This is a genomic window from Roseateles sp. P5_B10 (genome assembly GCF_056400485.1).
The window spans coordinates 1-14,710 of record NZ_JBFULE010000068.1; the positions used below are offsets into that span (position 1 = coordinate 1).

Annotated in this window: 18 protein-coding genes and 1 pseudogene; 8 read left to right on the plus strand and 11 right to left on the minus strand. The window is 67.9% G+C overall.

Annotated features, from left to right (window positions below; all coding sequences use genetic code 11):
• On the minus strand, window positions 1–274 hold a 274-nt coding region (locus AC1DU6_RS07155), incomplete at its 3' end, for a PTS sugar transporter subunit IIA (RefSeq protein ID WP_477856430.1).
• Between the two features lie 11 nt (window positions 275–285).
• The gene (locus AC1DU6_RS07160) at window positions 286–762 is read right to left on the minus strand and encodes a hypothetical protein (protein ID WP_056194302.1); all 477 of its coding nucleotides are present in this window, start codon (window positions 760–762) and stop codon (window positions 286–288) included.
• 80 nt (window positions 763–842) lie between these two features.
• Between AC1DU6_RS07160 and AC1DU6_RS07165 the strand changes: the two genes are divergently transcribed.
• The 3 genes from AC1DU6_RS07165 (at window position 843) to AC1DU6_RS07175 (ending at window position 3,868) form a co-directional block, all read left to right on the plus strand.
• Window positions 843–2,072 carry a CaiB/BaiF CoA transferase family protein gene (locus AC1DU6_RS07165; RefSeq protein ID WP_477856431.1) on the plus strand — a complete coding sequence of 410 codons (1,230 nt, stop codon included), beginning with the start codon at window positions 843–845 and terminating at the stop codon, window positions 2,070–2,072.
• A gap of 188 nt (window positions 2,073–2,260) precedes the next feature.
• Window positions 2,261–3,361 (plus strand): ATP-binding protein, encoded by a 1,101-nt coding sequence (locus AC1DU6_RS07170; RefSeq protein WP_056194306.1) that lies wholly within the window; start codon window positions 2,261–2,263, stop codon window positions 3,359–3,361.
• A 21-nt stretch (window positions 3,362–3,382) separates the two neighbouring features.
• The gene (locus AC1DU6_RS07175) at window positions 3,383–3,868 is read left to right on the plus strand and encodes a TlpA family protein disulfide reductase (RefSeq protein ID WP_082532494.1); all 486 of its coding nucleotides are present in this window, start codon (window positions 3,383–3,385) and stop codon (window positions 3,866–3,868) included.
• Here AC1DU6_RS07175 and AC1DU6_RS07180 read toward each other — a convergent pair.
• Window positions 3,840–4,721 (minus strand): alpha/beta fold hydrolase, encoded by an 882-nt coding sequence (locus AC1DU6_RS07180; RefSeq protein ID WP_477856432.1) that lies wholly within the window; start codon window positions 4,719–4,721, stop codon window positions 3,840–3,842. The two genes, AC1DU6_RS07175 and AC1DU6_RS07180, sit on opposite strands and share 29 nt — an antisense overlap.
• Before the next feature lie 100 nt (window positions 4,722–4,821).
• Between AC1DU6_RS07180 and AC1DU6_RS07185 the strand changes: the two genes are divergently transcribed.
• Both AC1DU6_RS07185 and AC1DU6_RS07190 read left to right on the plus strand, forming a co-directional pair.
• Window positions 4,822–5,727, plus strand: a complete 906-nt coding sequence (locus AC1DU6_RS07185) for a LysR family transcriptional regulator (protein ID WP_477856435.1) — start codon at window positions 4,822–4,824, stop codon at window positions 5,725–5,727.
• A gap of 62 nt (window positions 5,728–5,789) precedes the next feature.
• Window positions 5,790–6,773, plus strand: a complete 984-nt coding sequence (locus AC1DU6_RS07190; RefSeq protein ID WP_477856433.1) for an N-acetylmuramoyl-L-alanine amidase-like domain-containing protein — start codon at window positions 5,790–5,792, stop codon at window positions 6,771–6,773.
• On the opposite strand, the gene lipA is transcribed toward AC1DU6_RS07190, so the two are convergent.
• Window positions 6,774–7,751 carry a lipoyl synthase gene (gene lipA / locus AC1DU6_RS07195; RefSeq protein WP_457324284.1) on the minus strand — a complete coding sequence of 326 codons (978 nt, stop codon included), beginning with the start codon at window positions 7,749–7,751 and terminating at the stop codon, window positions 6,774–6,776. It abuts the gene before it with no gap.
• Window positions 7,752–7,753: 2 nt separating this feature from the next.
• Window positions 7,754–8,431 carry a lipoyl(octanoyl) transferase LipB gene (gene lipB, locus AC1DU6_RS07200; RefSeq protein WP_457324285.1) on the minus strand — a complete coding sequence of 226 codons (678 nt, stop codon included), beginning with the start codon at window positions 8,429–8,431 and terminating at the stop codon, window positions 7,754–7,756.
• A 56-nt stretch (window positions 8,432–8,487) separates the two neighbouring features.
• Here lipB and AC1DU6_RS07205 point away from each other — a divergent pair, with 56 nt between their 5' ends.
• Window positions 8,488–9,120, plus strand: a complete 633-nt coding sequence (locus AC1DU6_RS07205) for a tetratricopeptide repeat protein (RefSeq protein ID WP_457324286.1) — start codon at window positions 8,488–8,490, stop codon at window positions 9,118–9,120.
• Here AC1DU6_RS07205 and AC1DU6_RS07210 read toward each other — a convergent pair whose 3' ends face one another.
• From AC1DU6_RS07210 to AC1DU6_RS07235, 6 genes are read right to left on the minus strand one after another with little or no spacing between them, the layout of a single operon-like run.
• Window positions 9,121–9,405 (minus strand): DUF493 family protein, encoded by a 285-nt coding sequence (locus AC1DU6_RS07210; RefSeq protein ID WP_056194323.1) that lies wholly within the window; start codon window positions 9,403–9,405, stop codon window positions 9,121–9,123.
• A 7-nt stretch (window positions 9,406–9,412) separates the two neighbouring features.
• Window positions 9,413–10,558: a D-alanyl-D-alanine carboxypeptidase family protein gene (locus AC1DU6_RS07215; protein WP_056194327.1), complete on the minus strand. Its 1,146-nt coding sequence runs from the start codon at window positions 10,556–10,558 to the stop codon at window positions 9,413–9,415.
• 21 nt (window positions 10,559–10,579) lie between these two features.
• Window positions 10,580–11,212 carry an alpha/beta hydrolase gene (locus AC1DU6_RS07220; protein WP_477856434.1) on the minus strand — a complete coding sequence of 211 codons (633 nt, stop codon included), beginning with the start codon at window positions 11,210–11,212 and terminating at the stop codon, window positions 10,580–10,582.
• The gene (locus AC1DU6_RS07225; RefSeq protein WP_056194333.1) at window positions 11,209–11,535 is read right to left on the minus strand and encodes a (2Fe-2S) ferredoxin domain-containing protein; all 327 of its coding nucleotides are present in this window, start codon (window positions 11,533–11,535) and stop codon (window positions 11,209–11,211) included. Before AC1DU6_RS07225 ends, AC1DU6_RS07220 begins: the two co-directional genes overlap by 4 nt.
• 14 nt (window positions 11,536–11,549) lie before the next feature.
• The gene (locus tag AC1DU6_RS07230) at window positions 11,550–12,650 is read right to left on the minus strand and encodes a VanZ family protein (RefSeq protein ID WP_457356199.1); all 1,101 of its coding nucleotides are present in this window, start codon (window positions 12,648–12,650) and stop codon (window positions 11,550–11,552) included.
• Window positions 12,651–12,658: 8 nt separating this feature from the next.
• The gene (locus tag AC1DU6_RS07235) at window positions 12,659–13,087 is read right to left on the minus strand and encodes a CopD family protein (protein WP_056194341.1); all 429 of its coding nucleotides are present in this window, start codon (window positions 13,085–13,087) and stop codon (window positions 12,659–12,661) included.
• Between the two features lie 358 nt (window positions 13,088–13,445).
• Between AC1DU6_RS07235 and hemB the strand changes: the two genes are divergently transcribed.
• Both hemB and AC1DU6_RS07245 read left to right on the plus strand, forming a co-directional pair.
• Window positions 13,446–14,462, plus strand: coding sequence for a porphobilinogen synthase (hemB, locus tag AC1DU6_RS07240; protein WP_457356198.1), 1,017 nt, complete (start codon window positions 13,446–13,448; stop codon window positions 14,460–14,462).
• 4 nt (window positions 14,463–14,466) lie between these two features.
• A pseudogene (locus AC1DU6_RS07245) lies at window positions 14,467–14,710 on the plus strand (magnesium transporter CorA); the annotation flags it as partial.

The following is a 14,710-nucleotide window of genomic DNA, read 5'->3' on the forward strand; positions in this document are numbered from 1 at the left end:
CGCTGACACCGCTGAGCACCTGCACCTGCTCTCCCGCCAGGCGCTGAGCACCGTTGCTCGGCGTAGCGCCGAACACATCGGTCAGCACCAGCCACTCGGGCTGGTCGGCCCGGGCCATCAGCGCGCGGGCAGCTGTCTCGACGTCGTCCGCGCTCATGCCAGCATCAACATCCAGCACGGTCAGCGTCGGCGCACAGTCGGGGAAGGTGTGTTCGGCCACCTGCCGCAGGGCGGAGGCCAGCGGTGCGTGGGCGATCACAAGCAGGTTGGGCATGGGGCAGGATGTTAGCGGGCGGTCTCCATGGCCAGCCCGGCACGGAAGCTTTCCCACGCGGCCGGGTCGTCCTGCGGCAGCGTCATCAGCGCCTGGTAGACACGGCCACCGTGAGCGAACACGGCCACGCGAGTGATCCCGCCCGCACCGGTCAGGCGGTACTCGGCAGCCTCCGGCAGCGGCGTCATGCCCGGCACCAGCAGCGGCTGGGCCGGCGGCAGCGGCTGGCCGAGCTTGGTGGCCAAGGCCTGGGGCATGGCCTTGAGGGCTGGGCCGGCCTGGGTCGGGTCGGGCCCATCAGCCCAGGACAGCGCGAAGCGCCCGCCGCCCGCTTCGCACTGTGCCAGGCCCATCGCACCCTGGCCGGCGTGAGCGGGGCGCTGCTCGATGTCGGGCTTGCAAGGGAAGAGGGCCACGGCGCCCGATCCGGTCGGCCTGACCTCGCGCCAGTTCAGCGTCGGCTGGCAAGCCGCCAGCAAGCTCAGCATTAGGGCAAATCCGGCAGTCGTGCGGCAGGGCATGGGCGAATTATCGACAGCGGCCCGAGGACAATTCCGCAATGCAAGAAATGCCCTCTCCCCAAGCCCTGGCAGGCGTGCGCGTGCTGGACCTGTCGCGCGTGCTGGCCGGCCCCTGGTGCACCCAGACCCTGGCCGACCTCGGCGCCGASGTCATCAAGATCGAACGCCCCGGCAGTGGCGACGACACACGTGCCTGGGGCCCGCCCTATCTGAAGGATGCCGACGGCCAGGACACGTCCGAGGCCGCCTACTTCCTCGGCGCCAACCGCAACAAGCGCTCGCTGGCCGTGGATCTGGCCACGCCCGAAGGTCAGGCCATCGTCCGCAAGCTGGCGGCCCAGGTCGACGTCCTGGTCGAGAACTTCAAGGTCGGCGACCTGGCTCGCTATGGCCTGGACGCGCAAACCCTGCTCGCCGAGCACCCCGGCCTCGTCATCTGCTCCATCACCGGCTTCGGCCAGACCGGGCCCTATGCCGAGCGCGCCGGTTATGACTACGCCGTCCAGGGCATGGGCGGGCTGATGAGCGTGACCGGCGAGCGCGACGACCTGCCCGGCGGCGGGCCGCAGAAGGTGGGCGTGGCCGTGGCCGACCTGTTCACCGGCATGTATGCCACCGTCGCCATCCTGGCCGCGCTGCGCCACCGCGATGCCACCGGCCAGGGCCAGGTCATCGACATGGCCCTGCTGGACACCCAGCTCGCCATGCTGGCCAACCTCGGCAGCAACTACCTGTGCAGCGGCAAGGCGCCGGGCCGCATGGGCAACGCCCACCAGAACATCGTGCCCTATCAGGTCTTCGAGGCCAGCGACGGCTATCTGATCCTGGCTGTCGGCAACGACCGCCAATTCGCCAAGTTCTGCGACATCGCCGGCCAGCCGGGATGGGCCACCGACCCACGCTTTGCGACCAACTCCGAGCGCGTGCGCCACCGCGCCCTCCTCGTGCCTCAGTTGGAGGAAGCCATGCGGCAGCGCCCTCGCGCCGACTGGCTCGCGGCGCTGGAGGCTGCCAAGGTGCCCTGTGGCTCGATCAACTCTATTGGTGAGGCGCTCGCCGACCCGCAAGCGCAAGCTCGCGGTGCCGTGGTTGCCATGCCCCATCCCTTGACGCCCGATCTGCGCCTCATTGCCAGCCCAATGAAGCTGTCGGCCACACCCGTGGCCTATCGGTTCGYGCCGCCGCTGCTCGGCCAGCACAGCGACGAGTTGCTGCAAGAAGCCGGCTGTTCTGCGGAAGAAATCACAAACTGGCGCAACAGTGGTGTCATTGCGTGAGGGCTAACCCACCCCCAAACCCAGGGTTTCCCCCTGGGTGGGGGATGGAGATGGCGGCGCGCTGTCCGCAGCATGCGCTCACGCACCGAGGCGGGCCAACCACCTAGAACCATCCGCCTCGGGTCCGCAGCCACCGGGTCATGTCCACACCGCCTTCTTCCGCGCCAGCAAGTGCCGCCAACGATGTCATGCCTGAGCCTTCACCGGTCCAGTGGGCGGACATCGTCCAGCAGCTGGGCGCCGAGATCGCCGGGCCGCTGAGCGCGGCGCTGGAGCAGATCCAGAACCTCGCCACCACCGGCCAGATCGACCGCCGCGGCCTGCGCCTGTTGAAGCGCAGCGTGGACGACGCTCGCACGGCCGGCATGCTGGGCCAGCAGCTCTCCCGGCTGGCCTCCGGCCGCCTGCGCCTGAACCGCGAGCGCCAGCACCTCACGCAGATGCTGCGCAGCGTGCTCGCCCAGCGCAGCCGCGAGACCCAGGCGCGCGGCGTGCAGGTTCGCCAGTCGCTCAAGCCCGTCGAGATCTGGGCCGACGGCGCCCTGCTCTTCGGCCTGCTGAATGCGCTGATGGACTGGGCGCTGGCCAATACGCACTCCTCCGTCGACCTGCGACTGGATCTGACGCCCTGGCCGGTCAAGGCGCGCCTGAGCTGCCGCTTCGCCCACCGCTCGCTGGAATTGCTCAGCGACGACGCCGACCCGCACGCACCGACGCCCGGGCTGGACTCGCTGGCCTGGCGGCTGCTGGAGCAAACGGCCATCACGCTGGGTGTGCTGCCACTGCGCGAGCAGGAGGCCGGCATCACGCTGCTGACGCTGGAGTTCAACCAGCTCGCGCCGGACGAAGCGCCGCCGCCGGACAGCACCAATGCCCGGTTGGAAGCCGAGGCCGAACGCATGGGCGGCAATTCGCGGCCGCTGGCGGGCTGCCAGCTGCTGATCGTGTCGGCGCACCGCGACATGCGCACCGAGGCCCAGGCCGCCGTGCGCCACATGGGCATGCTGGTGGATGTGGTCGGCAGCGTGGCCGAGGCCGAGCAGTTCTGCCGGGAAGGCCTGCCCCATGCCATGCTGTTCGACGCGGCACAGATGAGCGAGCCGCTGCTGCAGCTGATCGCCGGCGTCATGCGCGACGCGCCGGACTTCGCCTTCGTCGAGATGTTCGATGGCGAGCACCGCACCCAGCTGTCCACCGCCACCGGTGACGGCGTGGCCCGCATCTCGCGCCGCCACCTGCCCGACGCCCTGCCCTCGCTGCTGATGTTCGAGCTGGCCAAAAGGGTTTAGCGGCTTCTCTAGAATCCGGGCATGCTGACCCGCCGTGCCCTTGCCTCTGCCCTGATCTGCGCCGCCGCGCTGACGGGCTGTGCCCGCGAGCAGGCACCCGCCGTCGACTATGTGCTGCTGAACGGCCAGAAGGCCAGTTCGCGGGACTGGACCGGCAAGGTCATGCTGGTCAACTTCTGGGCCACCAGCTGCGCGACCTGCGTGAAGGAAATGCCGCAGATCGTCGCCACCCACGACAAGTTCAAGGCCCGCGGCCTGGACACTGTCGCCGTGGCCATGAGCTACGACCCGCCGGCCTTCGTCGCCAAGTACGCCGAGACGCGCAAGCTGCCCTTTGGCGTGGCCATCGACAACACCGGCAGCGTCGCCCAGGCCTTTGGCTCGGTGCAGATGACGCCGACCACCTTCCTCATCAACAAGCGCGGCGAGATCGTCAAGCGCTTTGTCGGCGAACCCGACTTCGCCGCCCTGCACGGCCTCATCGAGCAGCTGCTGGCTGAGGCGTAAGCCCGTCGATGAAGACGGYCATGCGCGCCGCGATGAAATCGACCTCTTCCTCCAAAGCGAAGTGCCCCGTGTCGAGCAGATGCAGCTCGGCCTCGGGCAGGTCGCGCAGATAGGCCTCGGCGCCCGCCGCCGGGAAGAAGGCGTCGTTGCGACCCCAGACGATCAGCGCCGGCGGCCGATGTTCGCGCAGCCAGGCCTGCCAAGCCGGGTAGCGCGCCACGTTGCGGTGGTAGTCCAGCGCCAGGTCCACCTGGATGGCCTTGCGGCCGGGCAGGTCCAGGAAATGCTGGTCCAGCAGCCAGCCCTCGGGGGCGATACGCGCCGGCTCGCGGGTGCCGCCCTCGTATTGCATGCGCGTGACCTCGGCCGTCAGGATGCCCGTGACGGCTTCCACGGCACCTGGCCGGCCGGGCTGCAGCGCAACCATGTCACGTGCCATCGCGCTCAATCCCTCCTCGTAGGCATTGCCGTTCTGGATGACGAGACCGGCAATCCATTCTGGGTGGCGCTCGGCAATGCGCAGGCCGATGGGCGCGCCGAAGTCGAACAGGTAGGCGACGAAGCGGTCCAGGCCCAGCGCCTCGCAGAACCCCTCGACGACATCGGCCAGGCGGTCGAAGCTGTAGCCAAACTCGGCGGCCGGCGGCGCGTCGCTGAGGCCGAAACCCGGATAGTCGGGCGCGATGAGGTGGTAGCGATCCGCCAGCGCCTCCATCAGCTTCACGTACTGGCGCGACGATGACGGGAAGCCGTGCAGCAGCAGCAACGTCGGCGCATCCACCGGGCCGGCCTCGCGGTAGAACAGGTTCAGCCCGTTGACTTGGATGTTGCGATGCAAGATGGGGTGACTCATGGCGATCTCAGCAGGGAATGGCTCCAGTGTGCGATCAGCGCAGACCGGCCGGTAGCCGCGCTATCCTGCAAGCACCTTGCACTCTGAGTGGAAGATCACTATCAACAACCTCGCCAACGTCAACCTCAACCGCCTGGCCGTCTTCGTCGCCGTTGTCGAAACCGGCTCGCTGAGCGCAGCCGCCCGCCGGCTGGGTATCGCGACGACCATGGTCAGCGCCCACATGCAGCGCCTGGAGCGTGAGGTCGGCGCCAGCCTGCTGTTGCGCACCACGCGCTCCCTGCGCCTGACCGAGGCGGGTGAGGGCTTTTTCGATGCTGCGCGCCAGATCGTGGCCGACACCGAGCGGGCCATCGCCGCTGCCGCCGGAAACACGGCCGAGCCACGTGGCCGGCTGCGCGTGACGGCGCCGGTGGACTATGCCGAGCGCGTGCTGGCGCCCGTCGCCGTCGCACTGACGCAGCGCCACCCGCAACTGCAGATCGATGTGCTGGCTGTCGACCGGCCGCTGGACCTTGTGGCCGAGCAGATCGACGTGGCCATCCGCATCGGCCAACTGGCCGACTCCGAGCTGCGCGCGACGCGCATCCGGTCCTTCAGCGCCTACGTCGTTGCCAGCCCGAGCCTGCTCGAGGGACGCGCCGCACCCGCTCATCCGGGCGAGCTGGCAGCCCTGCCGCTGATTGCGCTGACCGTGCTTCCCCAGCCGCTGCAATGCCGCTTCAACGCCGACGGCGAGGCCGAACAGGCGGTGCGCTTGCAGTCCGTACTGTCCTTCAACACCGCCTCGGCGCTGCGCAGCGCGGCATTGGCGGGTGGCGGCATGGCCATGCTGCCGGACTATCTCGTTGCCGACGACCTCGCCGCCGGCCGCCTCGTGCGCCTGCTGCCGGGCTGGCATCTGCCCGAAGGCGGCATCCACGCCCTCTATCCGGCCGCCCAGCAGCCACCTCGCAAGACGCGCCTGCTCATCGAGACGCTGCGCGCCCAGGCCGGCGAATCCTGACGTTATGGACGTCCCACAAGCTCTCATGACCACCGAGGCGCCGCTGGACTGACACTGCGGCGATGCAAAAGACGCTTGCCGCCCTCGCCATATCCCTGCTGCTGGCTGGCTGCGCCCACCAGCCCCCGCCGCCACCGTCGCCACCCCGCATCGAGCCCACGGCCACACAGCTGGATGCCGCTCGCCGCGCCAGCCTGGACGCCACCGAACTGGCCAGCCTGCTCAACAAGCCGCTCTACCAGATGCAGCCGCGCGAGCTGGGCCGCTACCTGGCCTGGCAACAGCAGGACCAGCCGGCCCTGCGCCAGCGCATCGCGGCGCTGGCACGCAAAAACATCGGCCAGCCCTACGAGCTCTTCCTGCTGGGCGAGTTCCCCTACGAGACCTACGACGCCCAGCCGCTGTTCGACCTGAGCAAAAGCGACTGCGTCGTCTTCGTGGAACATACCTATGCGATGGCATTGAGCGCATCCTGGGAAGAGTTCTTCTGGATGCTGCAGCGCATCCGCTACCGCGACGGGGTCATCGGCACCGCCACGCGCAACCACTACACCGAAGCCGACTGGAATGTCGCCAACCGCTGGTTGGTGCAGGACGTCACCGCCACCCTGGGCGCGCCGACCCAGCCCTACCGCCAGCGCATCGACCGTCAGGCCTTCCTGCTCAAGCAGTTCAAGATCCGCCGCGACATCCCGGTGCAGAACTTCGACGATGTCTACGTTGCCAAGCAGGACGTGGCCGCTGTCGAGGCCCAGTTGCAGGACGGCGATTTCGTCAACGTCATCTCCAGCCGCGGCGGCGAGTCCTGGGCATCGCATGTCGGCCTCATCGTCACCGGCGCGGATGGCTCCCGTCGCCTGCTGCATTCAGCCGAGCCGCAGGTGCGCGAGGAGACGCTGCAGGGCTTCATCGCCCGCATGGCGGAACGCGATGCGCGCCAGGCGGGGCAGAACAAGGCGCAGCTGGCGGGCTTCAAGTTCCTGCGCCTGAACGAGGCGCCAGAAGTGCCGCCGATGGCGCCGCAGCCCCGGCCGCAGCGGTCCTGATCAGGCCGCCGTCGGGCTGACCGTCGGATTGAGGGCCGCGTGGGCCTGCTCGTCCGCGTGGTAGCTGGAGCGCACCATGGCGCCGACGGCCGCGTGCGTGAAGCCCAGCTCGTAGGCTTCCTTCTCGAACTGCTTGAAGGCGTCGGGCGTCACATAGCGGCGCACCGGCAGGTGATGGCCCGATGGCGCCAGGTACTGCCCGATGGTGATCATGTCGATGTCGTGCGCCCGCATGTCGCGCATGACCTGGCGGATCTCGTCGTCCGTCTCGCCCAGGCCGACCATGATGCCGCTCTTGGTCGGCACGCCCGGCACTTCCTGCTTGAAGCGCTTGAGCAGGTCGAGGCTGAACTGGTAGTCGGAACCCGGGCGCGCTTCCTTGTACAGGCGCGGCGCGGTTTCCAGGTTGTGGTTCATCACATCCGGCGGCGCGGCCTTCAGGATATTCAGCGCGCGATCGGCGCGGCCGCGGAAGTCGGGCACCAGCACTTCGATCTGGGTCGTCGGCGACAGCTCGCGCGTCTTAGTGATGCATTCGGCGAAATGGCCGGCGCCGCCGTCCTTCAGGTCGTCGCGGTCGACGCTGGTGATGACGACGTACTTGAGCTTCAGCGCCGCAATCGTCTTGGCCAGGTTCAGCGGCTCGTCGACATCCAGCGGGTCGGGCCGGCCATGGCCGACGTCGCAGAAGGGGCAACGGCGGGTGCACTTGTCACCCATGATCATGAAGGTGGCCGTGCCCTTGCCGAAGCATTCGCCGATGTTGGGGCAGCTGGCTTCCTCGCAGACCGTGTGCAGCTTGTGCTCACGCAGGATCTGCTTGATCTCGTAGAAGCGGGTCGTCGGCGAACCGGCCTTGACGCGGATCCAGTCCGGCTTCTTCAGCACCTCGGCCGGCACGATCTTGATCGGGATGCGGGAGGTCTTGGCCTCGGCCTTTTGCTTGATCGTCGGGTCGTAGGTGGTCGTGTCGGACATGGTCAAGGCGTCGAGACTTCAAATTGTGCCGAGAGCCGCTCGGCGAGCCGCCCGGCCGCGGTCGGCCAGTCGGTGAAAACCCCGAGTTTATCGAGGGATGTGGTTTCCAGGCCTTCGTATCCGCACGGGTTGATGCGCAGGAAGGGTTCCAGGTCCATCGCAACATTGAGCGCAAGGCCGTGATAGGTGCAGTGGCGGCTGACCTTGATGCCCAGGGCCGCAACCTTGGCCAGGCCCTTGAAGCCATTCGCCGGATCGGCCGGACCGGCCAGCGCCGCATGGCTGCCGGGGTCGGCCGGGCGCACATAGATGCCCGGCGCGCCGCCGACGCGCAGGCCGGTCACGCCATAGCTGTCCAGGGCCTGGATGAGGGCCGTCTCCAGGCGGAAGACGTATTCCTTGACGAAGATGCCCAGGCGCCGCAGGTCGACCAGCGGGTAGGCCGTCACCTGGCCGGGCCCGTGATAGGTCACCTGGCCGCCACGCTCGGTCGCGACGACGGGGATGTCGCCCGGCAGCAGCAGGTGCTCCGGTTTGCCGGCGAGGCCTTGCGTGAAGGTGGGCGGGTGCTCGCAGAGCCAGAGCTCGTCGGGCGTGTCTGCATCGCGCGCCGCCGTGAAGGCGCGCATGGCCTCCAGCGTGGGCAGGTAATCGACCCGCCCGAGGGTCTTGACGATCATGCGGGCATCATAGGCAGACGCTGTAAGCCTTCGCCCACCTGAGCCGACTCGACCCGATGAAGACGCCACTGATTGCCGTTGCCCTGCTGCTCGCCGCCTCCCTGGCCCGGGCCGCCTCACTGCCCGACGCGCTGGCCGCCTACGACGAGGGCGACCTCAAGGCTGCGGCCAAGGGCTTTGCCGAATCAGCCCGGCGCGGCGAGGCGCTCGGCCAGTTCAACCTCGCGATGATGAATCTGCGCAAGGAGCTGCCCGGCGCCAGCGACGCCAAGGCCTGGCAGTGGCTGCAGCGTGCGGCGGCGCAGAAGCTGGCCCTGGCCGAGAACGCCCTGGGCGAAATGATCGAGCAGGGCCGCCATGGCAAGCCCGACCCGAAAGCCGCCTGCGGCTGGTTTGAGCGCGCGGCGGAGCAGGGCAACGGCGATGGCGCCCTCGCCACCGCCACCTGCTACTACCTCGGCCGCGGCCGGTCCCAGGACCTGGCCCAGGCCCACCGCTGGTATCTGGAAGCGGCCAAGGCAGGCGACGTCGGCGCCCAATACATCGTCGCGTCGATGTTCGAGACGGGGTCGGGCGTCGAGGCCGACGCGCGCCTGGCGCGCTATTGGTACGACATCGCCGCCAAGAACGGCGATGACGCGGCCAAGGCCAAGATCAAGGCCATGCAGGCCGGCGACGCGGCGACCTGATCAGAGCACGACCTTGACCATGGGATGCGTGGTCAGCGTGCGGTAGATCTCGTCTAGCTGCTCGCGGCTGGTGGCCGTGATGGTGATGGTCAGGCCGAGGTAGTTGCCGCCCTTGCTCGGGCGCTGCTCGATGGTGGCGGCATCAAAGGCTGGGTCGAACTGTCGCGCCACATGGGCGATGGCCTCGACGAAGCCCTCGACATGGGCGCCCATGACCTTGATCGGAAACTGCGAGGGGTATTCGATGAGCGATTGCTCGGGCGGAATGTCGGGCGGCAGGTTCATCATGACCTCACTTGATCCACAGGCGCAGCGAATCCCAGGCACGACCGAGCAGGCCGGAGCCGGGCACGGCTTCCTGCACGATCAGCGGCACCTCGGCCACCGGCGCGCCGGCCGTCGTCGTCACGCGCAGGGTGCCGACGCGCTGGCCCTTGCTGAGCGGCGCCACCAGGGGGTCGGTGCGCTCGACCTGGGTTTGCAGCTTGGTGCCGTCGCCATGCGGCACGGCGACGAAGATGGCGTCAGCCGCACCGAGCCTGGCTTCCTTGGCCTCGCCCTTCCAGACCGGCACGGTCGCAATCGCCTTGCCGGCGTCAAAGATCTTGACCGCATCGAAGGCCGTGTAGCCCCAGTTCAGCAGCTTCTGGCTCTCGCTGGCGCGAGCTTCCTTTGACGCCGTGCCCATGACAACGGACAACAGGCGGCGCTTGCCGTTGGGGAAATCGCGGTTGGCGCTGGACACCAGGCAGTAGCCGGCGGCCTCGGTGAAACCGGTCTTCATGCCATCCACCGTCGGGTCGCGACGCAGCAGCAGGTTGCGGTTGTCCTGGCGGATCTTGTTGAAGGTGTAGTCGCGCTGCGAGTAGTAGACGTAGTACTCGGGGAAGTCCGTGATGATGTGTGAAGCCACCACCGCGATGTCGCGCGCACTGCTCTTGTGGCCGGGCTCGGACGTGCCGGTCACGTTCTTGAACTCGGTGTTCTTCAGGCCCCAGGCCTGGGCCTGGCGGTTCATCAGCTGCACGAAGTTCTCGACCGAACCGGCCGCGCCTTCGGCCAGGGCCACGGCGGCGTCGTTGCCGCTCTGGATGATGAGGCCGTGCAGCAGCTCATCGACCTTGGGCGTCATCGTCGTGTCGATGAACATCAGCGAAGGATCGCCCTTGCGCTCGTCCCAGGCGCGCTTGGACACGGGCAGGGTCTGCTCCAGCGTCAGCTTTTTCTCCCGCAGCGCGCCGAAGACGACATAGGCCGTCATCAGCTTGGTCAGGGACGCCGGGTCATTGGCCGTGTCGGCATCACGCTCGGCCAGGGTCTTGTGCGTGGTCAGGTCGATCAGCACATAGTTGCGCGCCGCGAGTTCCGGTGGCTGGGGGGCCTGGGCCAGGGCAGTCAGCGAGAGCGCGGCGAGGAGGAAAGCAAGCAGTCGTTTCATGGATCTGTTCAGACGCAGCGACTAGATCTTCGTGGGATCGAACGCGCGCACCACAAGGGACTTGAGCAGCGGCAACTGCCCGTGGAAGAAATGGYCCACGCCGGGGACGACGGTCACGGGAAGGCCTTGCGGCCGCGCCCAGTCGAGCACGGCGGCGAGGGGCACAACGTCGTCGACCTCGCCATGGATGACCACGGTGTCGGCAGGCACCGGGGCGGTGTCAAAACGACTGGTCGCCGGGCCGACGAGGACGAGGCGCCGGGCCGGTTCGGCCAGGCGTTGGGCAGCGCGGGAGGCCACGTAGCCGCCAAAGGAGAAGCCAGACAGGATCAATGCCTCGCCGGGCGCGCGAACAGCGTCGAGCACGGCCAGCGCGTCATCAACTTCGCCACGGCCTTCGTCCCAGCCACCTGCCGATTGGCCGATGCCACGGAAGTTGAAGCGCACGGCCCGCCAGCCGAGTTGAATGAAAGCCCGCGCCAGTGTCTGCACGACCTTGTTGTCCATGGTCCCGCCCTGGGTCGGGTTGGGATGGCAGATCAGGGCCGTGCCCAGCGGCGGCGTGCCTGAATTGGAACCAGGCGGCAGGTCGATGGCAACTTCAATCTGCCCGGCCGGGCCGGGGACGAGGCGCTTCTCGGTCTGCGAATTCATCGGCCGACGGAATCCGGCAGCACCAGGCGCTCGACCACCTGGCCGTCGCGCAAATGGCGCTCAACGATCTCGTCCAGGTCGCTCTTGTCGACCCAGGAATACCAGATGGCTTCCGGGTAGACGACAGCCACCGGGCCGCCGGCGCAGCGGTCCAGGCAACCGGCCTTGTTGACGCGCACGCCACCCTTGCCGGCCAGGCCGAGTTGCTTGACGCGCGACTTGCAGTGGTCGAAGCCGCCTTGCGCGTCATGGTCAGCGCAACTGGCCTCGCCATTGGTGCGCTGGTTCAGGCAGAAGAAGACGTGGCGCTCGTAGTAACTCATCGCCGCGGATTGTCTCACTGGGGCTTTTGCACCAGCCGGGCGGCGAGCCAGACGAGGGCGATGAACGGCCAGGTCCAGGCCACCCAGCGCGTCAGCCCATAGAGGTTGATGAAGCGGCCCTGCTCCCAGGCCTGCATGTTCAAGGCCAAGTAGGGGTCGCTGGGCGCCAAGCTGATGAGGCCGATCAAGGCGCACAGCACGAACAGGCCCAGGGCCGCCGCGACACGCGAGGGCAGCAAGCAGGCCACCAAGGCCAGCACGACGCCCAGGCCCACGCCGGGGCGTGTGGCATCGCTGAGCCAGGCCCATGCATGGTCGGGCCCGAAGGCCATCGCGGTTGACGTCGCCGTACCCAGCAGGCCCAGCAGCACCGCCCCCCCGGCCAGCGCCAGCCGGCGCAGGCCGGAGCGAGCGACGGTGATCATCAACAGCACCGGCGCCAGCAGCCCGAGGGCGATGGCCAGCGCCTCCAGGCCAGGCGGCAGCTCATGCTCGACGGTGACCGCGTCGCCCCAGTTCAGCGCCCAGGGCGTGCCGGTCAGGGCATCCAGCAACATTCCCCGCCACCAGGGCAGCCATTGACCAAGGCCGAAAGGCAGCGGCGTCGGGTACAGCAGTGCCAGCGGCCACAGCGCCAGCAGAGCGAGGGCCGGTGCGCTGCTGGCGCCAAACCAGTGGTCGCGCACGTCCTCCCAGCGCTCCAGGCCCCCGAGGGCGCTGAGCACCAGGCCCAGGGCGGCACCGAGCAGGCTGCCGGCCGAGTTCAGGACCCAGTCAGACAGGGAGGGCACGCGGCCCGGCACGAAGAACTGCAGGGTCTCCATCGCAAACGAAAGCGCCGGCCCGGGCAGCAGGCCGAGCAGCAGCCCGCCGCGCACCCCCCAGCCCGAGCGCATCGCCGCAGCAAAACCGAGCAGGCCCAGGGGGATGTAGCCAATCAGGTTGGCCTCGACGTCGAAGGCCCAGAAGCGGGCCGGCCAGGGCAGGCTGAACAACCAGGGCAGGCCCATGCCGGGCGGCCAGCGCCAGGGCCAGAAGGGGTAGAGGCTGGCATAGGTGACCAGCCCCATATGGGCCAACAACAGCCAGGTGGCGGAGCTTTGACGGCGACGCACTTCCGACCTCAGAAGGGCTTGACGGTCACCAGCACGACGATGGCCGCGAAGAGCAGCACGGCCGTCTCGTTGTAGACGCGGAACCAGCGGTGGCTGCGCTTGTTGGACAGCGTCTCGAAGCTGCGCAGCAGGCGTCGGTTCATGTGGTGGTAGCCGATCACGCCGACGACCAGCAGCATCTTGACGTGCAGCCAATAGCTGCCGGCGAAGCGGCTGGCGCCCCAGCCCACCAGCACCCAGATGCCGAGCAGCAGGGCCACGCCCATCAGGATGCTGCTGAAGCGGTGCAGCTTGTGCGCCATCAAAAGCAGGCGCTCACGTTCGGCATGGCTGTCGGCCGGCACCATGGCCAGGTTCACAAAGATGCGCGGCAAATAGAAAAGGCCGGCAAACCAGGCGGCGACGAAGACGATGTGAAAGGCTTTGACCCAGAGCATGCAGCCATTATGGGCAGCACCGGCGTCAAGCACGGCCGCAGCGCGGACGGGCTTGGGGGAGAGTCGGACATGGGCCGCAGGCACACCGCACGAAGGTGCGGGTTGGGTCGCTCCGCGACACAACAGTCCGGTGAACACCAAAAAAAAGCCCCGGTTCAAGACCGGGGCCGAGAAAGCCTTATCGCTGTCATCACGCTAAGGCTCCTGCTCAGGGAGGAAAAGCAGGGAACGACCACCTTGCGGCTATCATTCAAAAACAAGTTTAGCGCGCTTGAGCGGTGACGTCAGGAATAAATGACGTCTGGATGTGTCAACCATCACGCGCCGGGCCGCACCCCCCGCAGCCTGAGGATTCGACTTGGCCCGCTACGTTTTTTCTCCCTCCGCCTTCCCTGCGGCGCGCCCGCGGCGCCTGCGTCGCGACGCCTTCACGCGCGCCCTCGTGCGTGAACATGCGCTGAGTGCCAGCGACCTCATCCTCCCCGTCTTCATCCATGAGGGCGAGAACCGTCTGGACGCCGTGGCTTCCATGCCCGGCGTGTCGCGCCAGAGCCTGGACCACCTGCTGCGCACGGCCGAGCAGTGCGTCGAACTGGGCGTGCCCGTCATCGCCCTTTTCCCCGTCATCGACGCCGCGCTGAAGACGCCCGACGGCGCCGAAGCGCTGAATCCGAATGGCCTGGTGCCGCGCGCGGTGCGCGAGGTAAAAAAACATTTCCCGCAACTCGGCGTGCTGACCGACGTGGCTCTGGACCCTTTCACCAGCCATGGCCAGGACGGTGTCATCGACGAGACCGGCTACATCCTCAACGACCCGACCGTCGAGATCCTTGCCAAACAGGCCCTGGTACAGGCAGATGCCGGCGTCGATATCGTTGCGCCCAGTGACATGATGGACGGCCGCATCGGCGCCATCCGCCAGGCGCTGGAAGCCGCAGGCCACATTCACACGCGCATCATGGCTTACAGCGCCAAATACGCGAGCAGCTTCTATGGCCCCTTCCGCGACGCGGTGGGATCGGCTGCCAACCTCGGCAAGGCTGACAAAAAGACGTATCAGATGGACCCCGGCAACAGCGACGAAGCCCTGCGCGAGGTGGCCCTGGACCTGGCCGAGGGCGCCGACATGGTGATGGTCAAGCCCGGCATGCCTTACCTGGACATCGTGCGCCGCGTGAAGGACGAGTTCCGCGTGCCGACCTTTGCCTACCAGGTCAGCGGCGAATACGCGATGGTCAAGGCCGCCGCGGCCAATGGCTGGCTGGACCATGACGCCGTCATGATGGAGTCGCTGCTGGCCTTCAAGCGCGCGGGCGCCGACGGCGTGCTGAGCTACTTCGCGCTGGACGCCGCGCGGCTGCTGAAAGCGGGTTGAGCCGGTGCGGGTCTTCCACATCGAGACCGACAGTTTTCGCGAGCTTGCGGCCCTGCCCGAAGCGCTGCCGGAGCGTGGCTTCCTGTGGGTGGGCTATGGCCGGCGCGAGTTCGAAGTGGGCGAGCCGGCCGTGCAACAGGCACTGGCGCGGTGGGGCTGCGGCAATATCGTCGACCTGCATGTGTCAGATCTGATCAACAACCAGCTGCCCTCGCATTTCGACTACACGTCCTGGTACGACATGCTGG

Bases quoted from the DNA above. Each gene is read 5' to 3' on its own strand.
- AC1DU6_RS07190 (WP_477856433.1), top strand. From the start codon at position 5,790: ATGCAAAAGACGCTTGCCGCCCTCGCCATATCCCTGCTGCTGGCTGGC.
- AC1DU6_RS07215 (WP_056194327.1), bottom strand. From the start codon at position 10,558: ATGAAACGACTGCTTGCTTTCCTCCTCGCCGCGCTCTCGCTGACTGCC.
- AC1DU6_RS07235 (WP_056194341.1), bottom strand. From the start codon at position 13,087: ATGCTCTGGGTCAAAGCCTTTCACATCGTCTTCGTCGCCGCCTGGTTT.
- lipB (WP_457324285.1), bottom strand. From the start codon at position 8,431: ATGATCGTCAAGACCCTCGGGCGGGTCGATTACCTGCCCACGCTGGAG.
- lipA (WP_457324284.1), bottom strand. From the start codon at position 7,751: ATGTCCGACACGACCACCTACGACCCGACGATCAAGCAAAAGGCCGAG.
- AC1DU6_RS07205 (WP_457324286.1), top strand. From the start codon at position 8,488: ATGAAGACGCCACTGATTGCCGTTGCCCTGCTGCTCGCCGCCTCCCTG.
- AC1DU6_RS07175 (WP_082532494.1), top strand. From the start codon at position 3,383: ATGCTGACCCGCCGTGCCCTTGCCTCTGCCCTGATCTGCGCCGCCGCG.
- AC1DU6_RS07170 (WP_056194306.1), top strand. From the start codon at position 2,261: ATGCCTGAGCCTTCACCGGTCCAGTGGGCGGACATCGTCCAGCAGCTG.
- AC1DU6_RS07160 (WP_056194302.1), bottom strand. From the start codon at position 762: ATGCTGAGCTTGCTGGCGGCTTGCCAGCCGACGCTGAACTGGCGCGAG.
- AC1DU6_RS07210 (WP_056194323.1), bottom strand. From the start codon at position 9,405: ATGAACCTGCCGCCCGACATTCCGCCCGAGCAATCGCTCATCGAATAC.
- AC1DU6_RS07225 (WP_056194333.1), bottom strand. From the start codon at position 11,535: ATGAGTTACTACGAGCGCCACGTCTTCTTCTGCCTGAACCAGCGCACC.